This window comes from Cupriavidus sp. BIC8F, assembly GCF_032465815.1.
In the GTDB taxonomy this organism is placed as follows: Bacteria; Pseudomonadota; Gammaproteobacteria; order Burkholderiales; family Burkholderiaceae; genus Cupriavidus; species Cupriavidus necator.
Genome location: NZ_CP136095.1, coordinates 452729 through 469481 on the forward strand (window position 1 = coordinate 452729; position 16753 = coordinate 469481).

The 16753-nt window shown below is 67.6% G+C and carries 18 protein-coding genes; 3 read left to right on the top strand and 15 right to left on the bottom strand.

Translation table 11 applies throughout. From position 1 onward, the window contains the following. Positions 1-14 precede the first annotated feature (14 nt). Genes fliJ through fliF form a run of 5 tightly spaced genes read right to left on the bottom strand, consistent with a single transcriptional unit; the run spans position 15 to position 5451 of the window. Complete coding sequence (gene fliJ, locus RS901_RS22275; protein WP_316155955.1) at positions 15-473, bottom strand: flagellar export protein FliJ; 459 nt, start codon at positions 471-473, stop codon at positions 15-17. Further along, entirely contained in the window at positions 451-1926 is a 1476-nt protein-coding gene (gene fliI, locus RS901_RS22280; protein ID WP_316155957.1) for a flagellar protein export ATPase FliI, read from the bottom strand. Before fliI ends, fliJ begins: the two co-directional genes overlap by 23 nt. Then, a complete protein-coding gene (fliH, locus tag RS901_RS22285; RefSeq protein ID WP_316155959.1) occupies positions 1919-2737 on the bottom strand; it encodes a flagellar assembly protein FliH in 819 nt (272 codons plus the stop codon). The genes fliI and fliH overlap by 8 nt, the downstream gene beginning before the upstream one ends. Next, entirely contained in the window at positions 2724-3734 is a 1011-nt protein-coding gene (gene fliG / locus RS901_RS22290) for a flagellar motor switch protein FliG (protein WP_114136287.1), read from the bottom strand. The genes fliH and fliG overlap by 14 nt, the downstream gene beginning before the upstream one ends. After that, positions 3721-5451 (bottom strand): flagellar basal-body MS-ring/collar protein FliF, encoded by a 1731-nt coding sequence (fliF, locus tag RS901_RS22295; RefSeq protein WP_316155963.1) that lies wholly within the window; start codon positions 5449-5451, stop codon positions 3721-3723. The genes fliG and fliF overlap by 14 nt, the downstream gene beginning before the upstream one ends. 407 nt (positions 5452-5858) lie before the next feature. Here fliF and fliE point away from each other — a divergent pair, with 407 nt between their 5' ends. Beyond that, complete coding sequence (fliE, locus tag RS901_RS22300; RefSeq protein WP_041688225.1) at positions 5859-6182, top strand: flagellar hook-basal body complex protein FliE; 324 nt, start codon at positions 5859-5861, stop codon at positions 6180-6182. A 71-nt stretch (positions 6183-6253) separates the two neighbouring features. Here the strand turns inward: fliE and RS901_RS22305 are convergent, their stop codons facing one another. From RS901_RS22305 to RS901_RS22345, 9 genes are all read right to left on the bottom strand, one after another. After that, entirely contained in the window at positions 6254-6547 is a 294-nt protein-coding gene (locus RS901_RS22305; RefSeq protein WP_316155967.1) for an EscU/YscU/HrcU family type III secretion system export apparatus switch protein, read from the bottom strand. Continuing rightward, complete coding sequence (locus RS901_RS22310) at positions 6544-7869, bottom strand: flagellar hook-length control protein FliK (protein ID WP_316155969.1); 1326 nt, start codon at positions 7867-7869, stop codon at positions 6544-6546. The genes RS901_RS22305 and RS901_RS22310 overlap by 4 nt, the downstream gene beginning before the upstream one ends. A 70-nt stretch (positions 7870-7939) precedes the next feature. Continuing rightward, positions 7940-8281 (bottom strand): flagellar protein FliT, encoded by a 342-nt coding sequence (locus RS901_RS22315; protein ID WP_316155971.1) that lies wholly within the window; start codon positions 8279-8281, stop codon positions 7940-7942. A gap of 1 nt (position 8282) precedes the next feature. Then, complete coding sequence (gene fliS / locus RS901_RS22320; protein ID WP_316155974.1) at positions 8283-8708, bottom strand: flagellar export chaperone FliS; 426 nt, start codon at positions 8706-8708, stop codon at positions 8283-8285. A gap of 37 nt (positions 8709-8745) precedes the next feature. Beyond that, entirely contained in the window at positions 8746-10152 is a 1407-nt protein-coding gene (gene fliD, locus RS901_RS22325; RefSeq protein ID WP_316155977.1) for a flagellar filament capping protein FliD, read from the bottom strand. A gap of 33 nt (positions 10153-10185) precedes the next feature. Then, positions 10186-10563 carry a flagellar protein FlaG gene (locus RS901_RS22330; RefSeq protein WP_316155979.1) on the bottom strand — a complete coding sequence of 126 codons (378 nt, stop codon included), beginning with the start codon at positions 10561-10563 and terminating at the stop codon, positions 10186-10188. Between the two features lie 138 nt (positions 10564-10701). After that, complete coding sequence (locus tag RS901_RS22335; protein ID WP_010810679.1) at positions 10702-12009, bottom strand: flagellin FliC; 1308 nt, start codon at positions 12007-12009, stop codon at positions 10702-10704. Positions 12010-12234: 225 nt separating this feature from the next. After that, entirely contained in the window at positions 12235-12561 is a 327-nt protein-coding gene (locus RS901_RS22340) for an RNA chaperone Hfq (protein ID WP_316155984.1), read from the bottom strand. Between the two features lie 738 nt (positions 12562-13299). Continuing rightward, positions 13300-14256, bottom strand: a complete 957-nt coding sequence (locus RS901_RS22345) for an oxygenase MpaB family protein (RefSeq protein WP_316155986.1) — start codon at positions 14254-14256, stop codon at positions 13300-13302. A 226-nt stretch (positions 14257-14482) separates the two neighbouring features. On the opposite strand from RS901_RS22345, the gene RS901_RS22350 reads away from it, so the two are divergent. Then, on the top strand, positions 14483-14740 hold the full coding sequence (locus tag RS901_RS22350) for a hypothetical protein (protein ID WP_316155988.1): 258 nt from the start codon (positions 14483-14485) through the stop codon (positions 14738-14740). 287 nt (positions 14741-15027) lie between these two features. Then, on the top strand, positions 15028-15468 hold the full coding sequence (locus RS901_RS22355) for a BON domain-containing protein (RefSeq protein WP_316155991.1): 441 nt from the start codon (positions 15028-15030) through the stop codon (positions 15466-15468). A gap of 99 nt (positions 15469-15567) precedes the next feature. On the opposite strand, the gene RS901_RS22360 is transcribed toward RS901_RS22355, so the two are convergent. Then, on the bottom strand, positions 15568-16584 hold the full coding sequence (locus RS901_RS22360; protein ID WP_316155993.1) for a Ku protein: 1017 nt from the start codon (positions 16582-16584) through the stop codon (positions 15568-15570). Positions 16585-16753: the final 169 nt, after the last annotated feature.

Sequence of the window (16753 nt, forward strand, 5' to 3'; positions counted from 1 at the left end):
GGGTGTGGCCCGGGTCAGGCTTCGCTCAGGCGGCTGGCCGTGGTGCGGGCCAGGCGGGCGGCGTATTCGTCGTTGGCGCGCTGTTCGCGGCGCGCGGCAACCTGGTCTTCCTTTGCTTCGGCGCGCGCGATCAGCGTGTCGAACGAGTTCAGGCGGCGCTTCTGGTGCTGCCAGTGGTTGCGCCCTGCCAGCAGGTCGGCTTCGGCCTTGGCCAGCGCCGCGCCCTGCTGGCGGATGGCATGGTCGAGCGAATCGAGAAAGCGCGAGAAATCCTGCCAGCGGCTCGAGGTCATGCCTTCGGCGGCCACCACCTGCATGCGCGCGCGGTACTCATGGCGGTACTCGGTGAGCTGGTTGAGCTGCTGCTCAGCCTGCGTGCGCAGTCCCTGCAGCCTGCCCAGCTCGCGCGCGGCGGCGTCGGTATCGTTCTGGGCGAGGTCAGCCAGCGTATTAAGCGGTGAATGCTTGAGCATGTTCACTCCTGTCGAAGAGGCTGTGAAGCTGGGCGATGGCGTCGTCGTAGCTGGCGCGCTCGTGGATGTCTTGTTGCAGGAAGGCTTCCATGCGCGGGTGCAGGCGCATCGCCAGGTCCAGCTCCGGGTCGTTGCCCGGCACGTAAGCACCCACGCTGATCAGGTCGCGGTTGCGCTGGTAGCGCGACATCAGCTGCTTGAAGCGGCGCACCGAGCCGAACTGCGCGTTCGGGATCAGCGCGGTCATGGCGCGGCTGATCGATGCTTCCACGTCGATGGCCGGGTAGTGGCCGGATTCGGCCAGGCTGCGCGACAGCACGATATGGCCGTCCAGGATGGCGCGCGCGGAATCGGCGATGGGGTCCTGCTGGTCGTCGCCTTCGGTCAGCACCGTGTAGAACGCGGTGATCGAGCCGCCGCCTTCAGGGCCATTGCCGGTGCGCTCGACCAGCGTCGGCAGCTTGGCAAAGACCGAGGGCGGATAGCCCTTGGTGGCCGGCGGCTCGCCGATGGCCAGCGCGATCTCGCGCTGCGCCATGGCGTAGCGCGTCAGCGAGTCCATGATCAGCAGCACATGCTGGCCCTGGTCGCGGAAATACTCGGCCAGCCGCGTCGCATAGGCGGCGCCCTGCATGCGCAGCAGCGGCGAGGTATCGGCCGGCGCGGCCACCACCACCGAACGTGCGCGGCCCTCGGGGCCAAGGATGTTCTCGATGAACTCCTTCACTTCGCGGCCGCGTTCGCCGATCAGGCCGACCACGATCACGTCGGCGCTGGTATAGCGCGCCATCATGCCGAGCAGCACGCTCTTGCCCACGCCGGAGCCCGCAAACAGGCCCATGCGCTGGCCGCGCCCGACAGTCAGCATGCCGTTGATGGCGCGCACGCCTGTATCGAGCACAGTCTCGATGGGCGCGCGCATCAGCGGGTTGATCTGCTCGCCGGCCAGCGGCACTTCCATGGCGGCGGTGATCGGGCCCAGCCCGTCGAGCGGGCGGCCCGCGGCATCCAGCACGCGGCCCAGCAGGCCGGCGCCAACCGGCAGGCGCTTGGAGCCCGGCTCGCGCGGCGTGGTGATGCCGGCCGGCTGCGGCGATGGTTCCAGCGGATAGACGCGCGCGCCCGGCAGCAAGCCCACTACATCCGATTGCGGCATCAGGTAGAGCCGGTCGGCGCCAAAGCCCACCACTTCCGCTTCCGCGGTGCGCGGGGCATTGCTGTCGGTGGTGAACTGCCCGGCGGGCAGCTCGATCAGGCAGTCGCTGCCGACCGGCAGGCGCAGGCCCACGGCTTCCAGCACCAGGCCCGCGGCGCGCGTCAGGCGGCCGCAGCTGCGCTTGCTGTCGAGCCCGGCGATGCCGGCCGCGGCGCTGTCCAGCGCGCCGATCCAGCGTTGCGCATGGGCCTGCGCGGGTTCCGGCGCTGGCGTGGCCTGCTCGGCTGTGTCAGGCATGCGGCGGCTCCCATGGATCGTCGCGGCCCAGCGCCTTGACCACGCGGGTCCAGCGCGTAGGCAGCGTGGCATCGCGCTCGCCGCTGGCGGCACTGGCGATGCAGCCCCCGCGCGCCACCGACGGATCGGCGCGCACGGTCCAGCCGGCGGCCGCCAGTTCGCCATGCAGGTGGGTTTCCACCAGCGCCACGTCGTCGGGATGCAGCAGCAGGCTTGGCGATCCGCACAGCGCGGGTTCGCTGGTCAGCAGCTCGCGCACGGCCGGCAGCAGCACCGCGGGGTCGTTTGCCAGGGCGGTGCGCACCAGCTGGCGCGCCACGTCCAGCGCCAGCGACACCAGCGCGCGCGCAACCTGGTCGTCCACGCCGCCGAGCGCGCTGCGGAAGTTGGTGGCCAGCGCCTGCAGCTGCGTGGCCTCGTTGCGTGCGGCTTCCAGGCCGCGGGCGTAGCCTTCGCGGTGGCCGTCGCCGTAGCCCTGGGTCTGCCCCTGGGTGTAGCCCTGGGCATAGCCTTCCTTGCGCGCGCCTTCGCGCATGGCGTCGAGCGCCTCGAAATCGATCGGCGGCGGTGCGGGTTCGGAAGGCATGGCGGCCAGGGCTTCGGGCGGCTCCATATCCCGGGGATCGAGCGAGCCCATCTGCCAGCGCTGCCAGCCGGCTGCGCCGCCACGCGCGCGGCGCGGGGGCTCGAACGGCGCAAAGCCGCCAGGCTCGGCGGCCGCGCCGTTGCCGGCAAGGGAAGAGAGCGGGTCGCCGCGCGGCGCGCGGCGTGCGGCCTGGCCGCGCTCAGGGTTTGCCTCAGACATAGGCATCGTCGCCTCCGCCGATCTGCACTTCGCCCGCATCCGCCAGGCGTCTTACCACCTGCAGGATGGCCTTCTGCTCGGCCTCGACCTGCGACACGCGCACCGGGCCCAGCGCGTCCAGGTCCTCGCGCAGCATCTCGCCGGCGCGGGTGGACATATTGCGGATGAACTTGTCGCGCAGCTCCTGCGGCGCGCCCTTGAGCGCGACGATGAGCGACTCGGTGGCGATTTCCTTGAGCACGCGCTGGATGCCGCGGTCGTCGACCTCCAGCAAGTTCTCGAACAGGAACATCTCGTCGATGATCTTCTGCGCCAGGTCGCCGTCGTGCAGGCGCACACCGTCGATGACGGCCTCTTCGTGCGCCGTGCTCATCAGGTTGATGATCTCGGCCGCGGTGCGCACGCCGCCCATGCGGCTGCGCTTCAGGCTCTGGCCGGCCAGCAGCTTGGTCAGCACGTCGGTCAGTTCCTGCAGCGCGCCCGGCTGCACGCCGCCGAAGGTGGCGATACGCAGGATCACGTCGTTGCGCAGGCGGTCAGTGAACAGCGCCAGCACCTCGGACGACTTCTGGCGATCCAGGTGGATCAGGATGGTGGCGATGATCTGCGGGTGCTCGTCGCGGATCAGCTCGGCAATGGCCGTGGCGTCCATCCAGTTCAGCGAATCGATGCCGCCGCCCGGATCGCGCGATTCCAGGATGTCTTCGATCACCGACTGGGCGCGTTCCTCGCCCAGCGCCTTGTTCAGCACGCTGCGGATGAAGGCGTTGGAATCGACGTTCAGGGCCAGGTACTGCTCGGTCTCGGTGCGGAACTCGCCCAGCACCTCGGCCATTTCCTCGCGCGTGACCGAGCTGAGCGTGGCCATGGCCGAGCCCAGCTCCTGCACTTCGCGCTGCGACAGGTGCTTGAACACCTCGGCCGCGGCATCCTCGCCGATCGCCATCATCAGGACGGCGCTCTTTTGCAGGCCAGATTCGGACATGCCCTTAGCGGTTGTCATTGGCAATCCAGTTCTTGATCACGCTGGCGACCAGGCGCGGGTCGCGCTGTGCGGCGTCGCGCACCAGCGCGAGGTCGCTTTCATACTTGGCGGCAAGCCGCAGGATTTCCGGGTTTGCGGGCTCGTCCGGCGGCAGCAGCACTGCCTCGGTCTCGTCCCTGGCTTCCGGCGCCGGCAGCGGCGGCGTGGTGTAGCGGCGCAGGATCGGGCGCGCCACCTTGAACCACACGAACAGCGCCAGCACTGCCAGCAGCAGGTAGCCCGCAAGGGTCTTGCCCAGCTCGATCATGTCGGGCTGCTTCCACAGCGGCACCTCGGGCGCGGCCTTCTCGCGCTCGGCGGTGAACGGGCTGTTGACCACGTTGATGGAGTCGCCGCGGTCGGCCGAGAACCCCATCGCTTCCTTGGTCAGGTTCTGGATCTGCGCCAGCAGTGCCGGCGGCAGCGCTTCGGCCACGAGCTTGCCCTTGGCATCGGCCTGCTGGCGGTAGTTGACCACCACCGCCACCGACAGGCGGCGCACGCCGCCCGGTGCCTGCTGCACGTGGCGCACGCTGCGGTCCAGCTCGTAGTTGACGGTGGAGTCGCGGCGATTGCTGCTGGGGCCGCCGGAAGCCGTGGAATTGGCGCCCTGGGCCCCCTGGCCTGGCTGGGCAGCTTGCCCCGGCTGTCCGGGCTGCCCGGCAGCCGGAGCGCCGGCCTGTCCCGGCGCCTGGCCCGCACGCGGCGTCTGCGGCGTGGTCACGGGCGCGGCGGCGGCAGCCGGCGGCTGGTTCGACAGCGCGCCGGGCACGCCGCCCGGCGGCGTGGCACCCTGCTGGGTCGATTCGCTGGTCTGCTGGCTGCGGATGGCCGAGCGGGTCGGGTCCTGGTTCGGCTTGTAGCTCTCGTCGGTGTGCTCGACGATGGAAAAGTCCACGTCGGCCGTCACCTGCGCGCGCACGTTGTCCTTGCCGACGATCGGCGTCAGGATCGCTTCGATGCGCTTCAGGTAGTTCTGCTCCAGCGCCTGGACGTACTTGAGCTGGGTCGCGTCGAGCATGCGCTCGTTGCCGGTGTTCGACAGCAGGTTGCCGTGCTGGTCGACGATCGAGATCGACTTGGGCGTCAGCTCCGGCACGCTCGACGACACCAGGTGGCTGATCGCCGCGACCTGGCCTTCATCGATGGCCCGGCCCGGGTACAGCTGCAGCACGATCGACGCGGTCGGCTTCTGGCGCTCGCGCACGAACAGCGTCGGCTTGGGGATGGCCAGGTGCACGCGGGCGGACTGCACCGCGGCAATGGATTCGATCGAGCGCGCCAGCTCGCCTTCCAGCCCGCGCTGGTAGTTGACCTGCTCGGCAAACTGGCTGATGCCGAACTTCTGGTTGTCCATCAGCTCCATGCCGGCCGTGCCGCTTTTGGGCAGGCCCTGCGATGCCAGGCGCAGGCGGATTTCGTGGACCTTCTCGGACGGCACCATCACCGCACCGCCGCCTTCGGCGAACTTGTACGGCACGTTCATCTGCTGCAGCGACTGCAGCACCGCGCCGCCGTCGCGCTCGGACAGGTTGCTGTACAGCACCTTATAGTCCGGGCTGCGCGACCACAGCACGCCCACCGCGATGGCCGCGGCCAGGGCTGCGCCGGCCAGCATCAGCGGCAGCTTCGGGTTGGCCTTCAGGCGCTCGATCACTTCTGCCGGGCGCCCGGGCAGTGCCACGGCCGCGGTCATGCGCGTGCTCCGGATCCGGCGCCGCGATGCTCGCGACGGCACGGGCGATGCTGACCGCCTTGGTCGTCGGCGCGGCTCACGGCACGGCTCACATTACGCTGCAGAGAAAACACGCGTACTCCCGAATCGATGGTTGTCTGGTGATTTCCGGAGCCAGCACGGGACGACAGCCCGCGCTCTTCCGGCACGGTGGCAATGATCGGCCAGACTTGAGCCTGACAATCCGGTGAACAGACGCGGTTTTTTGTCCGATTTCGGCCCATGGGCGGGCGTTGGCGGCGGGTACTCTGCGGGGGCTGAAACTGGGTGCGAACCGCCTGAGGCCCGCCTGCCGGCAGGCCGCTATGTGATGCAAAGGGCGCGCCACAAGACGAACTTTGCCGGTGGACCGGCATACGACGAGCCAAATGACCACTATCTCTTCCATCGAGGGCATGCTGCAGCAACTGCGCGGGATGTCCCAGGTTGCCTCGGGCAACAGTGCCAGCCAGTCCGCCGCGCCGGTCGGCGGCGGCTTTGCCGGCGAGCTGCAACGCTCGCTGGGCCGCATCAACGCCGCGCAGGAGCGTGCCTACGGCCAGGCCGAGGCGTTCGAGCTGGGCAAGCCCGGCGTGGCGCTCAATGACGTGATGATCGACCTGCAGAAGGCCAATGTGTCGTTCCAGACCGGGGTGCAGGTGCGGAACCGGCTGGTGGCGGCATACCAGGAAATGATGAATATGGCGGTGTAAGCCCGCCGGCCTGCCCCGAAAGCAAAGAGCCCCTGGCGCGCGCAAGCGGCCAGGGGCTTTTGTCGTCCGGGTCAGGCGTGCGCTTCAGCGCCTGCGTCCATGCCCGCTTCAAGGTGGTAGATCCACGCCAGCAGTTCTGCCACGGCCACATAGAGCTGCGGCGGCACGTGGCTGTCCAGGTCGACCTGCATCAGCAGGTTCACCAGGGTGGGCGAATCGTGGATATAGACGCCCGCTTCGCGAGCGCGGGCGATGATGGCTTCGGCCACCACGCCATAGCCCTTGGCGACCACGCGCGGGGCCTTGTCGCTGTGCTGGTAGGACAGCGCGATCGCCGTGCCGCGGTCTTGCGCCGCTTCGCTCATCGCGCCTCTCCTTCCGTCAGGTTGTCCTGGGTCTGCACGCTCAGGCGCTGCAGCACGATGCCCTGGGTCTCCAGCTGGTTGCGCAGCAGCGGCCGTGCCGCGATGAAACGCGCCGCGACATCGGTCTCGGGCGTTGCCACGCGGGCCTCGAGCCCTGCCGGTCCCAGTGTCAGCACCGCTTCGACGATGCCGAGGCTCGGCAATTGCAGCCGCAGGCGGCTGGACCATGGCCGGGCGTTGTCGTCATGGGCCTGCGCCGCGCCATCCGCATCGGGGCGCAGCAACTCCCACTCCATCGGCACGCCGGGCCAGGCTTCGCCGGCAAAGCGGAACTGCTGCGTGGCGAGCAGTTCCAGCTGCTGGCGGACCACGCCCTCGGTCGCCGGATGGATGGCCGGGCCGGCTGCCGCGGCCTGCCGCCCGGCGTCAGCCGAGGCGGTGTCCGGAAGGCCCACGGCGGCGCGCGCCGCGTGGGGGGCGAGGCTGTCCGGCGCAGCAGTGCGCGCGCCAGCCTCCGCGGTGGTCTGGTAGGCCTGCGTAGCCAGCGCCGCGGCGGACTGGCGCTGGGTGCCGGGGTCTACAGCCGCTTCGCGGCTGTAGACCGCCGTGGTGGCGGTGCCTTGCCGCAGCGCCTGTTCCGCCGCCGCATGGCTGTGGGCCACGCGCGGATTGCCAGCCGAAGCCAGCGCTTCAGCCAGCACCTGCGAAGCCGGAATCAGCGGCGGCGCCGAGGGCCGCGCCGGCTCCGCCGCTGCCGCACCGCCCGCATAGGTCAGCAGCGCAGACGGCAGCGTCGTTGCTGCGGCTTGCGCAGTGCCACCTGGGGCAGCCGCTCGGGCCGGCACCGGTACTTGCGCCTGCGGCTCCTGGCGGATGCCGGACAACGCGCGCGCGCCGGCAACCCACTGCGCCAGGTGCGATTCGTAGAACAGGCCGCTCTGCCCGACCGTGTTGGCAAGGGCCGCCGCGGCGGCCTGCGCAGACGCTGGCGTGGGCGCGGCGGCCAGCAGCGGGCCGGCGCTGCGAACCGGCTGCGCGTCGGTACCGTCCATCACCGCCAGGATGGCGCGCGCCGCCGCGCTCAGCGATTCCTGCGTCGAAGTGCCCGGCAGCAACGCAGCCTGGCCTGCCAAGGCGTTGGGGCCGGTGGCCTGCTGGCTGTGGCGGATCGCCTGGCCGGTGGAGTTCTGAACATTCGACTCGGTGGCCTCGGGCACGGGCTGCAGCGCCGCCAGCTTGTCGATGGCAAGCGCCGTGCGCAGCGGTTGTGGGTCCGGGGCCTGACCGGGTGCCAGGCCTGGAGGCAGATGGATGCCGGTCATACGGGTCGCGTGAATGCAGATGGCGGGCTTTCCGGCCCGCCGCAGGGAGTAGCGCAGCGGTCAGGCCGCGTCAGGCGGTGGCGCCGTAGGCGGCGGATAGTTCGAACTGGTGGCGCGAGCTGGTCAGCATGTCGCCCAGCTTCTTCAGCTGCGGCATGGCCAGGTCACGGATGCGGGCGTCGTACGTGAGTATGCGGTCCAGCAACTGGTAGCGGCGCATGCGTTCCGCATCGGAGAACGGTGCCTCGTGGTCCATCTGGCGCAGGCGGTCCACCTGGGCCAGGTAGCCCTGCTGCAGCTCGGCGACGGTGTCCCAGTCAGCTGCCTGGGCGGCCTCGTGCATGCGTGCGGACAGCGCGAGGATTTCCTCGTAGCAGGCCACGATCGGGGAGAACTTGGGAAGGGAGGCCATGTCAGTTGTCCTGCAAGGCGGGTTGCTGATCCGCGGCCGCGGCCGTGTCGTCGATCTGCGCCCAGGCCGAAGCCAGGCTTTCGAGCAGCGTGTCGACCTCGGCCAGCAGGGCCGCGTCGCTGCGCAGGTTGGCCAGCATCAGCCGGCGCACCATGTACTCATACAGGGATTCGAGGTTGGCGGAGATCTCGCCGCCAGCCTCATGGTCGAGCACGGCGCGCAGGCCGTTGTCGATGATGTCGATGGCCTTGGAGATGGCGTTGCCGCGTTCGACAATGCTGCCACCTTCCAGGTGGAACTTCGCCCGCGCAATGGCCGCGCGCGCGCCGTCGTACAGCATGGCGATCAGCTTGTGCGGGCTGGCGCTCATGGCACCGGTCTGGACGCCGACCTGGGCGTAGGCATTGGCGGATGCGCGGGCGAACATGGTTGGGTTCCTCTGGCTCTGGAGTGCGGCTCGGCGATTACTTCTTGGTGCTGCCGGTCAGCGCGTTGAACTGCTGCGTCAGGTAGCTGCTGGTACGGTTCATCTGCGCGACCACCAGGTCCAGTTGTGTGAACTGGGCCTTGTAGCGGTCCATGGTGGCAGTCACGCGGTCCTGGACGCGGGTGTAGTCATCTTCCAGGTCCTTCAGGGTCTTGGTGATGCCGTCCTGGGCCACCTTCAGCACGCCATCGGTCTTGCTGAGACTTTCGATATAGGTGCTGGCGCGCTTGCCGATGCCGCCGTCGCCGGTGGTGCTGGAAAACAGGGACGTGACGCGCCCCAGATTGTCGTTCAACGCCTTGCTCAGCTTGGTGTCGTCCAGTTTCATGGTGCCGTCCTTGTCGAACGCGACGCCGACGTCGATCAGCGTAATCGTGCCGCCGTTGCCGTCATCCATGGCGCCACCCAGCATTGAACGCAGGCTGGACTGGATCGAGCGCAACGCGCCGTCGCCGGTCAGCGCCGCGGACGTACCGGCCTTGGTATCGAATGCCGTCAGCGACTTGGCGGAACTCTGAATATTGTTGTAGGCGGTGACAAAAGCCTGGACAGCGGCCTTGATTGCCTCGTTGTCGCGGGTGATCACCAGCGATGTGGTGCCCGGCTTGACAAGGTTCATGGTCACGCCCTGCGCTGCGTCCACCACTGAGTTGCTCTGGCTGACCACGTCGATGCCGTTGATTTTCAGCGTCGCATTGGCAGGCGGCACCTTCTGTTCCATCTTGTTGACGCCGGGCGCCGCGGCCGGGTCGAACGCCACCACGTTGTTCAGGGCAGCGTCGGCCGACGACACGCGCATGGTGGCTTGCGTCCCGGTCTTGTCCGACGTCAAGACCAGGCGGTAAGGGTTGGCGCTGCCATCATTGACGATGCTGGCGGTCACGCCAATGCCGGCCTTGTTGATGGCATCGCGCATCCCTTCGAGGGAAGAATCCGCGGGGATGGTGACCTTCTTGGTGCTAGTGGCGGCGCCGCCGGTGGCCAGCGCTTCGCCAAAGTCGAACACGAGCTCGCCGCCGCCGATCGCGGCCTTCTGGTCGGCAACGTTGCTGCTCACCAGCGACTGCGCGGTGGCCAGCGTGTTGACAGTAATGCTGTAGCTGCCAGGCACGGCGTTGGATGCGGTGGTGACAGACATCACGTCCGTCGTGCCGACGCTGGCCTTTACGGCGCCGAAGGTGGCAGCATCGGACAGCTTTTTCGCCGCCCCCTGGTAGGCATCCAGCACGCTCTGCACCTGACTATAGGCCGACAACTTGGTCTGGTAGCTCTTGGCCTGCGCATTGATGGCGTCAAGCGGTGCCTGTTCGGCCTTCTGCAGCTGGTCCAGCAGGCCGCTCAGGTCCAGGTTGGAACCGATGCCGACGGAGGAGATGGTTGCCATATTATTGTCTCGTCTTCAACTGATGATCAGGGCTCAGGCCGCCTGGTTGATGAACAACCCCTGCAGCTTGTCGATGGCGCGGGCGATGCGCAGCACCTCTTCGGTGGGCATCTGCCGGATCAGGTCGCCGGTTTCCTTGTCGATCACCTTGGTGATGACCCGGTGCGTGGCTTCGTCGATCTCGAAGCGCAGGCCGATGGTGGTGGTCTTGAGCGCGTCGACCAGCTCGCCGATGGCGGCGCTGGCCTCCACCCCCTGGGCAGCTTCAGTCTGGCCACTACCCACGGCACGATCCTGTCGCTGCGTCGCCCGGATGGCCACGGCGGTGGCGCTGCCAGACGGTACGGCGCCGGCCAGGCCTTCAGTTGGCATCCGCGCGGTAATTGGGGGCACGGTCGGGGGAGGCGCCATCAAATACTCCATCCGGGTTGGTAGGGTTCACTTCCTGTGAGAAGCGCTTTGCAGGCAGTCGTGCTGCCTGCGAAATGCTCCTCGGGCAAAAAGGCCGGGCCTTGCGGCCCAGCCTTTTCGTGCCTTTCGCCTACGCGATTAACGCAGCAGCGACAGCACGCCTTGGGTGGTCTGGTTGGCTTGCGCCAGGACCGACGTGCCAGCCTGTTGCAGGATGTTCGCGCGGGTCATGTTCGACACTTCCGTTGCGTAGTCGGCGTCCTGGATGCGCGAGCGCGACGAGGACAGGTTGGTCACGGTGGTGCCCAGGTTCGAGATGACGGAGTCAAAACGGTTCTGGACAGCACCCAGCGAGCTGCGCAGGTCGTCAACTTGCTTCAGCGCGGCGTCGATCTTCTTCAGCGCGTTGCCGGTGGGAACGCCCGTGAATTCGGCCGTGGGGGTGGCGCCGCTCAGGGAGATCGTGCCAACGGCCACGTTGAGGGTGCCGGCGGCACCGCCGTCGGCCAGGGTACCGGCAGCGACGTAGTTCTTGCCCTGGACGGTGACGTAGCCCGTGGCTACGCCTGCAGCATTGTTGGCAACGCGCACCACCTGGTCTTGCAGCGTGACGGGGCCGGCGATGCCATTGGCGGTGTCGTCGAATGCGACATCAGCTTCGTTGAGCTTCACGGCGCCGGTGGCACGATCAACCGAAGCTGCAAAGTAGTCGTCACCAGCCTTCACGACGAACTGGCCGGAGTTCGCGCCGGCAGCCGTCTTGACTTCGTGCAGTTCGAGGTCCGCTGCGGCGAAGGTCTTGCCGGTTGCGGCGTTGATCTTGGTGACGTCGCCTGCAGCGAAGCTCACGTTGAACGAACCGGTACCAGCGGCAGCGTTGATGGTGGTGATCTTCGGGCCGACGTCCAGCGAGTTCTTGGCCACCGAGAAGCCGCTCAGGCCCAGCGTGGTCCTGTCGATCTGCTTCAGATCGATGGAGATGGTTTCGCCGTCGTTGGCGCCAACCTGGACGGACAGCTTGTTGCTGCCGGCCAGAACCTTGACGCCGTTGAAGTCGGTCTGTTGCGACGTACGGTCGATTTCAGACAGGCGCTGGTTGATTTCATCCTGAATCGACTTCAGGTCGGACGACGAGTTCGAACCCGTGGCCGCCTGGACCGACAGTTCGCGAATACGTTGCAGGTTGTTGTTGACTTCGGTCAGCGCGCCTTCCGTCGTTTGTGCCAGCGAGATGCCGTCGTTGGCGTTGCGCTGGGCTTGCGTCAGGCCGCGGATGTTCGAGGTAAAGCGGTTGGCGATGGCCTGGCCGGCGGCGTCGTCCTTGGCGCTGTTGATGCGCAGGCCCGACGACAGGCGCTGGATCGCCGTGTTCAGCGACGACTGCGACGTGTTCATGTTGTTCTGAGTCATCAGAGACAACGAATTGGTGTTAATGACTTGCGCCATGGTACGACTCCTGTATGCAAAGTTTTGGGCATTCCGGCTAGTGCCGTAACGTTGGCGGCCTGCTTTGCAGGGCGTAGAGTGCCTCCGTTGCTTGGGTTATCGACCGGGCAATGGAAAGGTTTAGAGTGATCTCCGCGATAGTTTCGCGGGGTGCCGGCAGGGCGAGCGGAGGCGCCGCGCGGCAAGGGGCGCCGGAGCGGGAAGGCGTGCGGGGCGGGCGTTGGCCTAGCGGCGCTTGCGGGTGCGGGGGATGTAGATCGGCAGGAAGTCCGGCGCCGGGGCCGGATCCGGTGCCATCACCGGCGCGTCCGGCGCATTGGCCAGCGTGACCAGGCAGATGGCCCGCTTGTAGACCACCGTGGGCCGGATGTCGTCCGGCTGCCGGCCAAGCAGCACCACGTAGTCGTCCGACGCCAGCACGAGGCCCTGCAGTCGCGCGCCGTTGGACAGGTGGACGATCACAGGCGCCTGGCTGGTGCTGTATGCAGCAAATTGCTGGTGCTGCAGTTGCTTTCGGCTCGGTGACCTGGGCCGGGTTTCCTTCTTCTTCACAACGACTCCGGAAGAGCCCACTAGGGTTCTGGCGGCTGATAATGGTCCGTTGGCCGGCGGCTTGGGGGGCGGCGCGGCCAGGGCGGCAGGGGAAACATCCGCTCTCGGTAGCTGCGGCGTCGCCGGTTGGTGCTGCCAGAAGAGAAGGGGAATACTTCGGGGCTGAGAGTAACCAAGTTCTACAAGCGTTGACGAACCGCGCGCCAATTCGGATCTAGAGTCTTTGCTCTATAAGATGTGTTGCTCTCGAAGCTAGGATATTGTAACCGATTGTGCGCTGCCGCATGCTGCGGCCAGGGCGGCTGGCCCGGTGTGGACGGGGCCCGTGAGGAAATTGCCAGCCCATGCGAAAAATGCCCCGATGTAGCGTCAGGGCCCAAATTATCAAAAGTGCGCAAACGATCTCATATCGTCATGAGGGAATCCCCTGATAGAAACGGGATTTACACCTCATGTAAGCGCGTTTATATTCTTGGCAAGAGCCTTTCGGCTCGAGCAGTCCTGGAAAGCCTACGAGCACCCCGCGCGTAGGCTTCTTTTTTTGCCTGCGTCGTTTGAATCGCGCTCTGTGGCGCTGTGGCTGGTGCGGTTAGTAAATCCGACCGGCCGTTCGGAATGCCCAGGCAGATTTAACGCCACTTTCGCGCCGCGCAATCCTCCGAAATGGGAGGGTTTTTGCCGCTAATTCTCATTTCCATTCAAGAAGTGTCCGCTGGACGCCGATAGCCGGCGCGGCCCTCAGCCGGCCCCCGTGGCAATGCCGCGGGCCACGCGCCGCCGTGCGCGCGCTGCCAGGCCGGCGCCCAGCACCCAGCGAAGCGCCGGTGCCAGCACATGCATGCCCGCGAGTGCGGCCGGGCGCCGTATCGAAGGGCCGTCCAGATCGAGCTGGTGCCGTGCCCACGGCGGCAGCAGGGCGATGCCCGCGTCGGCCATGATGCGCACCGCCGGCTGCAGCAGCGGGTTGGCCACCGGCATCTTCCGCACCAGCCGTACCACTTCGCTGGTGCGCTCGCTGGCCAGCAGCGCAGGCCGCATGGCCTCAAGGTAGGCCGTGACTTCGGCGCGCGAGCGCGGCACGTCGGCCGCGCCCAGCATCTCGGCGATGCGCGCAACCTCGTCGTAGTAGCGATCCTGCTCGGCGCTGCTCAGTGGCCCGACATAGCGCAGGTAGCCAGCCAGGAAGCTCGAGACCTCGGCCACGTGCACCCAGGTCAGCAACGCCGGGTCGGAGGCTGCATAGTGCCGCCCGTCCGGGGCCACCCCGACCACGCCGGCATGGATGCGCCGTACGCGCCCGATCAGCGCCATGGCATCGGCACGGCTGCCGTAGGTGGTGCCGGCGATGAACTGCGCGGTGCGCCCCAGGCGCCCCTGCATGTCGGTGCGAAAGCTGGAGTGGTCCCAGACCCCGGCCAGCGCCAGCGGATGCAGCGTCTGCAGCAGCAGCGCGCTGACGCCGCCCGCGAGCATTGCCGGAAAGTCGGCATGCACGCGCCAGCAGACCGCGTCGGGCCCGAACAGGCCGGGATCGCCCGGCGGGTTGTCGTAGTCGAGGGTCAGGCCGGAATTGCTGCGGGTCAGCGCGCGCACATGCGCGCCGGCGCGCTCACGCAGCCTGGTGGAGAGATGGTTCAGCGGGCCGCGTCCTGGCTGCGCAGAGCGGCCGGCGGCGGGGTCGGTAAAGCTGGACAAGGCCGGTGGTGCCTGGATGGGGTAGTCAGGGCCAGCATACACGGGATGTGGGACGATGTGCGCGGGGTCATGCCGGTGCGCTTGCCGCAAAAAGGGCCGGAGCCCCCTTGCGGGGGGCCCGGCCTGTCAATCTCCGGCGTATGCCCCTGCGGCCGCACCGCATGTTGCTGCCGCACATACCCGGAAAGCTGCCTGTTGTCGTGGCTGTCGCTGCTTATGACTGGCGTTGTCCACCCTGTTGCCCGCCCTGGCCGCTTTGCTGGCCGCTGCGTTGGCCACTTTGCTGGCCCGGTTGCGAGCTGCCGCGATCCTGCTGCTGTTGTTGGTCCTGCTTGCGGTCCTGGTTACCCATCTGACCGCCGCCTTGTTGTTGTCCCGGCTGTTGCTGGCTGCCGCGTTGGCCAGACTGTTCCTGCTGCTTCTGATCCTGCGGCTTCTGGCCCGACTGCGATTGACCCGGCTGTTGCTGCTGTCCCATTGCTAGCTCCTTGGCGCGGCGACCTGCCGCGTTCCCTGTTTCGCAATCGCCATGCCAAGCATGGAAGGACCCGGGTGCCGCCAGCATCGGTCTGTAGCGGGCGATGAAGCACACCGTGCGGCGGGCGCTTTTACAACGGGCGGCCCGATTTACACACCCTGGGCCCCGTCGGGGACGCCTGGCGCGGCCTGGCCGGCAGGTATGGAGCTTGCTGAAAAATGGCTTACCAGTGGTTCCGCGTGCCAGGCAAGGCACGGCAACGGAGGCGCTGGTGACCCGAACAGGAGGCAGTCATGCGTTTTACCCGAATCCCCGCGCGCATGGTGCGGATGGCCTGTGTTGCTGCGGCGCTGGCGGCGGCCGGCAGCGCGCTGGCGCTCGACAAGAGCGGCCTGATCCTGGTTGCGGCGGACAATACCCCCGCCGCACCTGTCAATTCCGCGCCGGGCATGCCCGGCCGTGCCGACCCTGACCGGGGCGCCGCCCCGAACATGAGCGTCGACAAGACCAAGCGGGCCGTCGAGGACGGTGCCATCACCACCAGGATCAAGACCAAGCTGCTCACGACCAAGGACCTCAAGTCCACCGGCATCCATGTGAAGACCCAGCAGGGCACGGTTGACGTGAGCGGCACGGTGCCGAGCCAGCAGCAGCACGACATGGCGCTGGACGCGATCCGCAGCGTCGAGGGCGTGACGTCGGTCAATGACAAACTGAAGGTGTCGTCGCGCTGACGGGGCTGATGCTGAGGGTTTGCTCCCCTCTCCCGCTTGCGGGAGAGGGGGAACACAATCAGAATTTGGCTGACGTTATTTGCGAGCAGCAGCGCCGGCCTAAGCCGCGTGCTTCCTGCGCGTAGTGCCTGCACTCTTGCGCGCGGCCGGCGCAGACTCGCGCTTGGCCGGTGCGCGCTTGGTCTTGGCGGCAGTGCTGGCGCGCTTGGCAGGCGGGGTCGCAGCCCGCTTTGCAGCGGGCTGCTTACTGGCGGCGGCATGCCGCGCAGGGGCCTTGCGGCGCGCGGGTGCGGCGCCTTCCTTGTCTTCCTTGCCGCGCTGGCCCAGGCTCTGGCGCAGCAGCGCCACCATGTCGATGACCTTGGCGCCCTGGCGCGGCGCTTCTTCCTCTGCCGCAGGCGGGGTCAGCTGGTGGGTCTTGCCGGAATCGATCTTTTCTTCGATGCGCGCCATCAGGTCGTCACGATAGCTGTCCCGGTACTGTTCCGGCTCCCAGTCTTCGCTCATGTCGTCGACCAGCTTGGTGGCCATCTCGATCTCGCGCGCGTGCGCGCCGGTGGATTTGCCGGTGGCTGCCTTGGGCAGGCGCAGTTCGGAGATCGGCAGCACCTCGTCGGCAAAGCGCATGGTGTTGAGCACCAGCGCGTCGCCGTGCACCAGCATCGCGGCCAGGTGCTGGCGGGCGCGCAGCACCACCAGCGCCAGCGCGGCACGCCCGGTGCGGCGCATGGTTTCATGCAGCAGCGCGTAGCCGCGCTCGCCGCGCTTGTCGGGCTCGAGGTAGTAGGGCGTGTCGAAGTAGTACGGCGGGATGCTCTGCGCGTCGACAAAGCTGACGATATCCACCGTCTGCGTGGCCTCTACATTGGCTTGGCGGAAGTCTTCGTCGTTCAGCAGCACGTATTCGTCCTTGGCGTACTGGTAGCCCTTGACGATATGTTCCTTGTCGACCGGCTTGCCGGTGCTCTTGTTGATGCGCTGGTAGCCCACCGGCGCCATGTCGCGCACGTCCAGCAGGTCCAGGTCCAGCGTCTGGCTGCGCGACGCGGGCCGCAATACCACCGGGATATTGACCAGGCCAAAGGTTATGGCGCCTTTCCAGATGATGCGTGACACGTGACGGCTCCTTTGCCAGCCGCACGGCCACGTTGCGGCGGCGGTGGCGGCAGATCGCCCGGAGGCGGGTCTGCCACCGGTTCGGGCGGGCCCGGCGGCGGTTCCGGCGGCGGGGTTTCAGGCTTGCGCTGCGGGATGTCGGGGTCGGGCGTGGTATGCACGGAGCTTC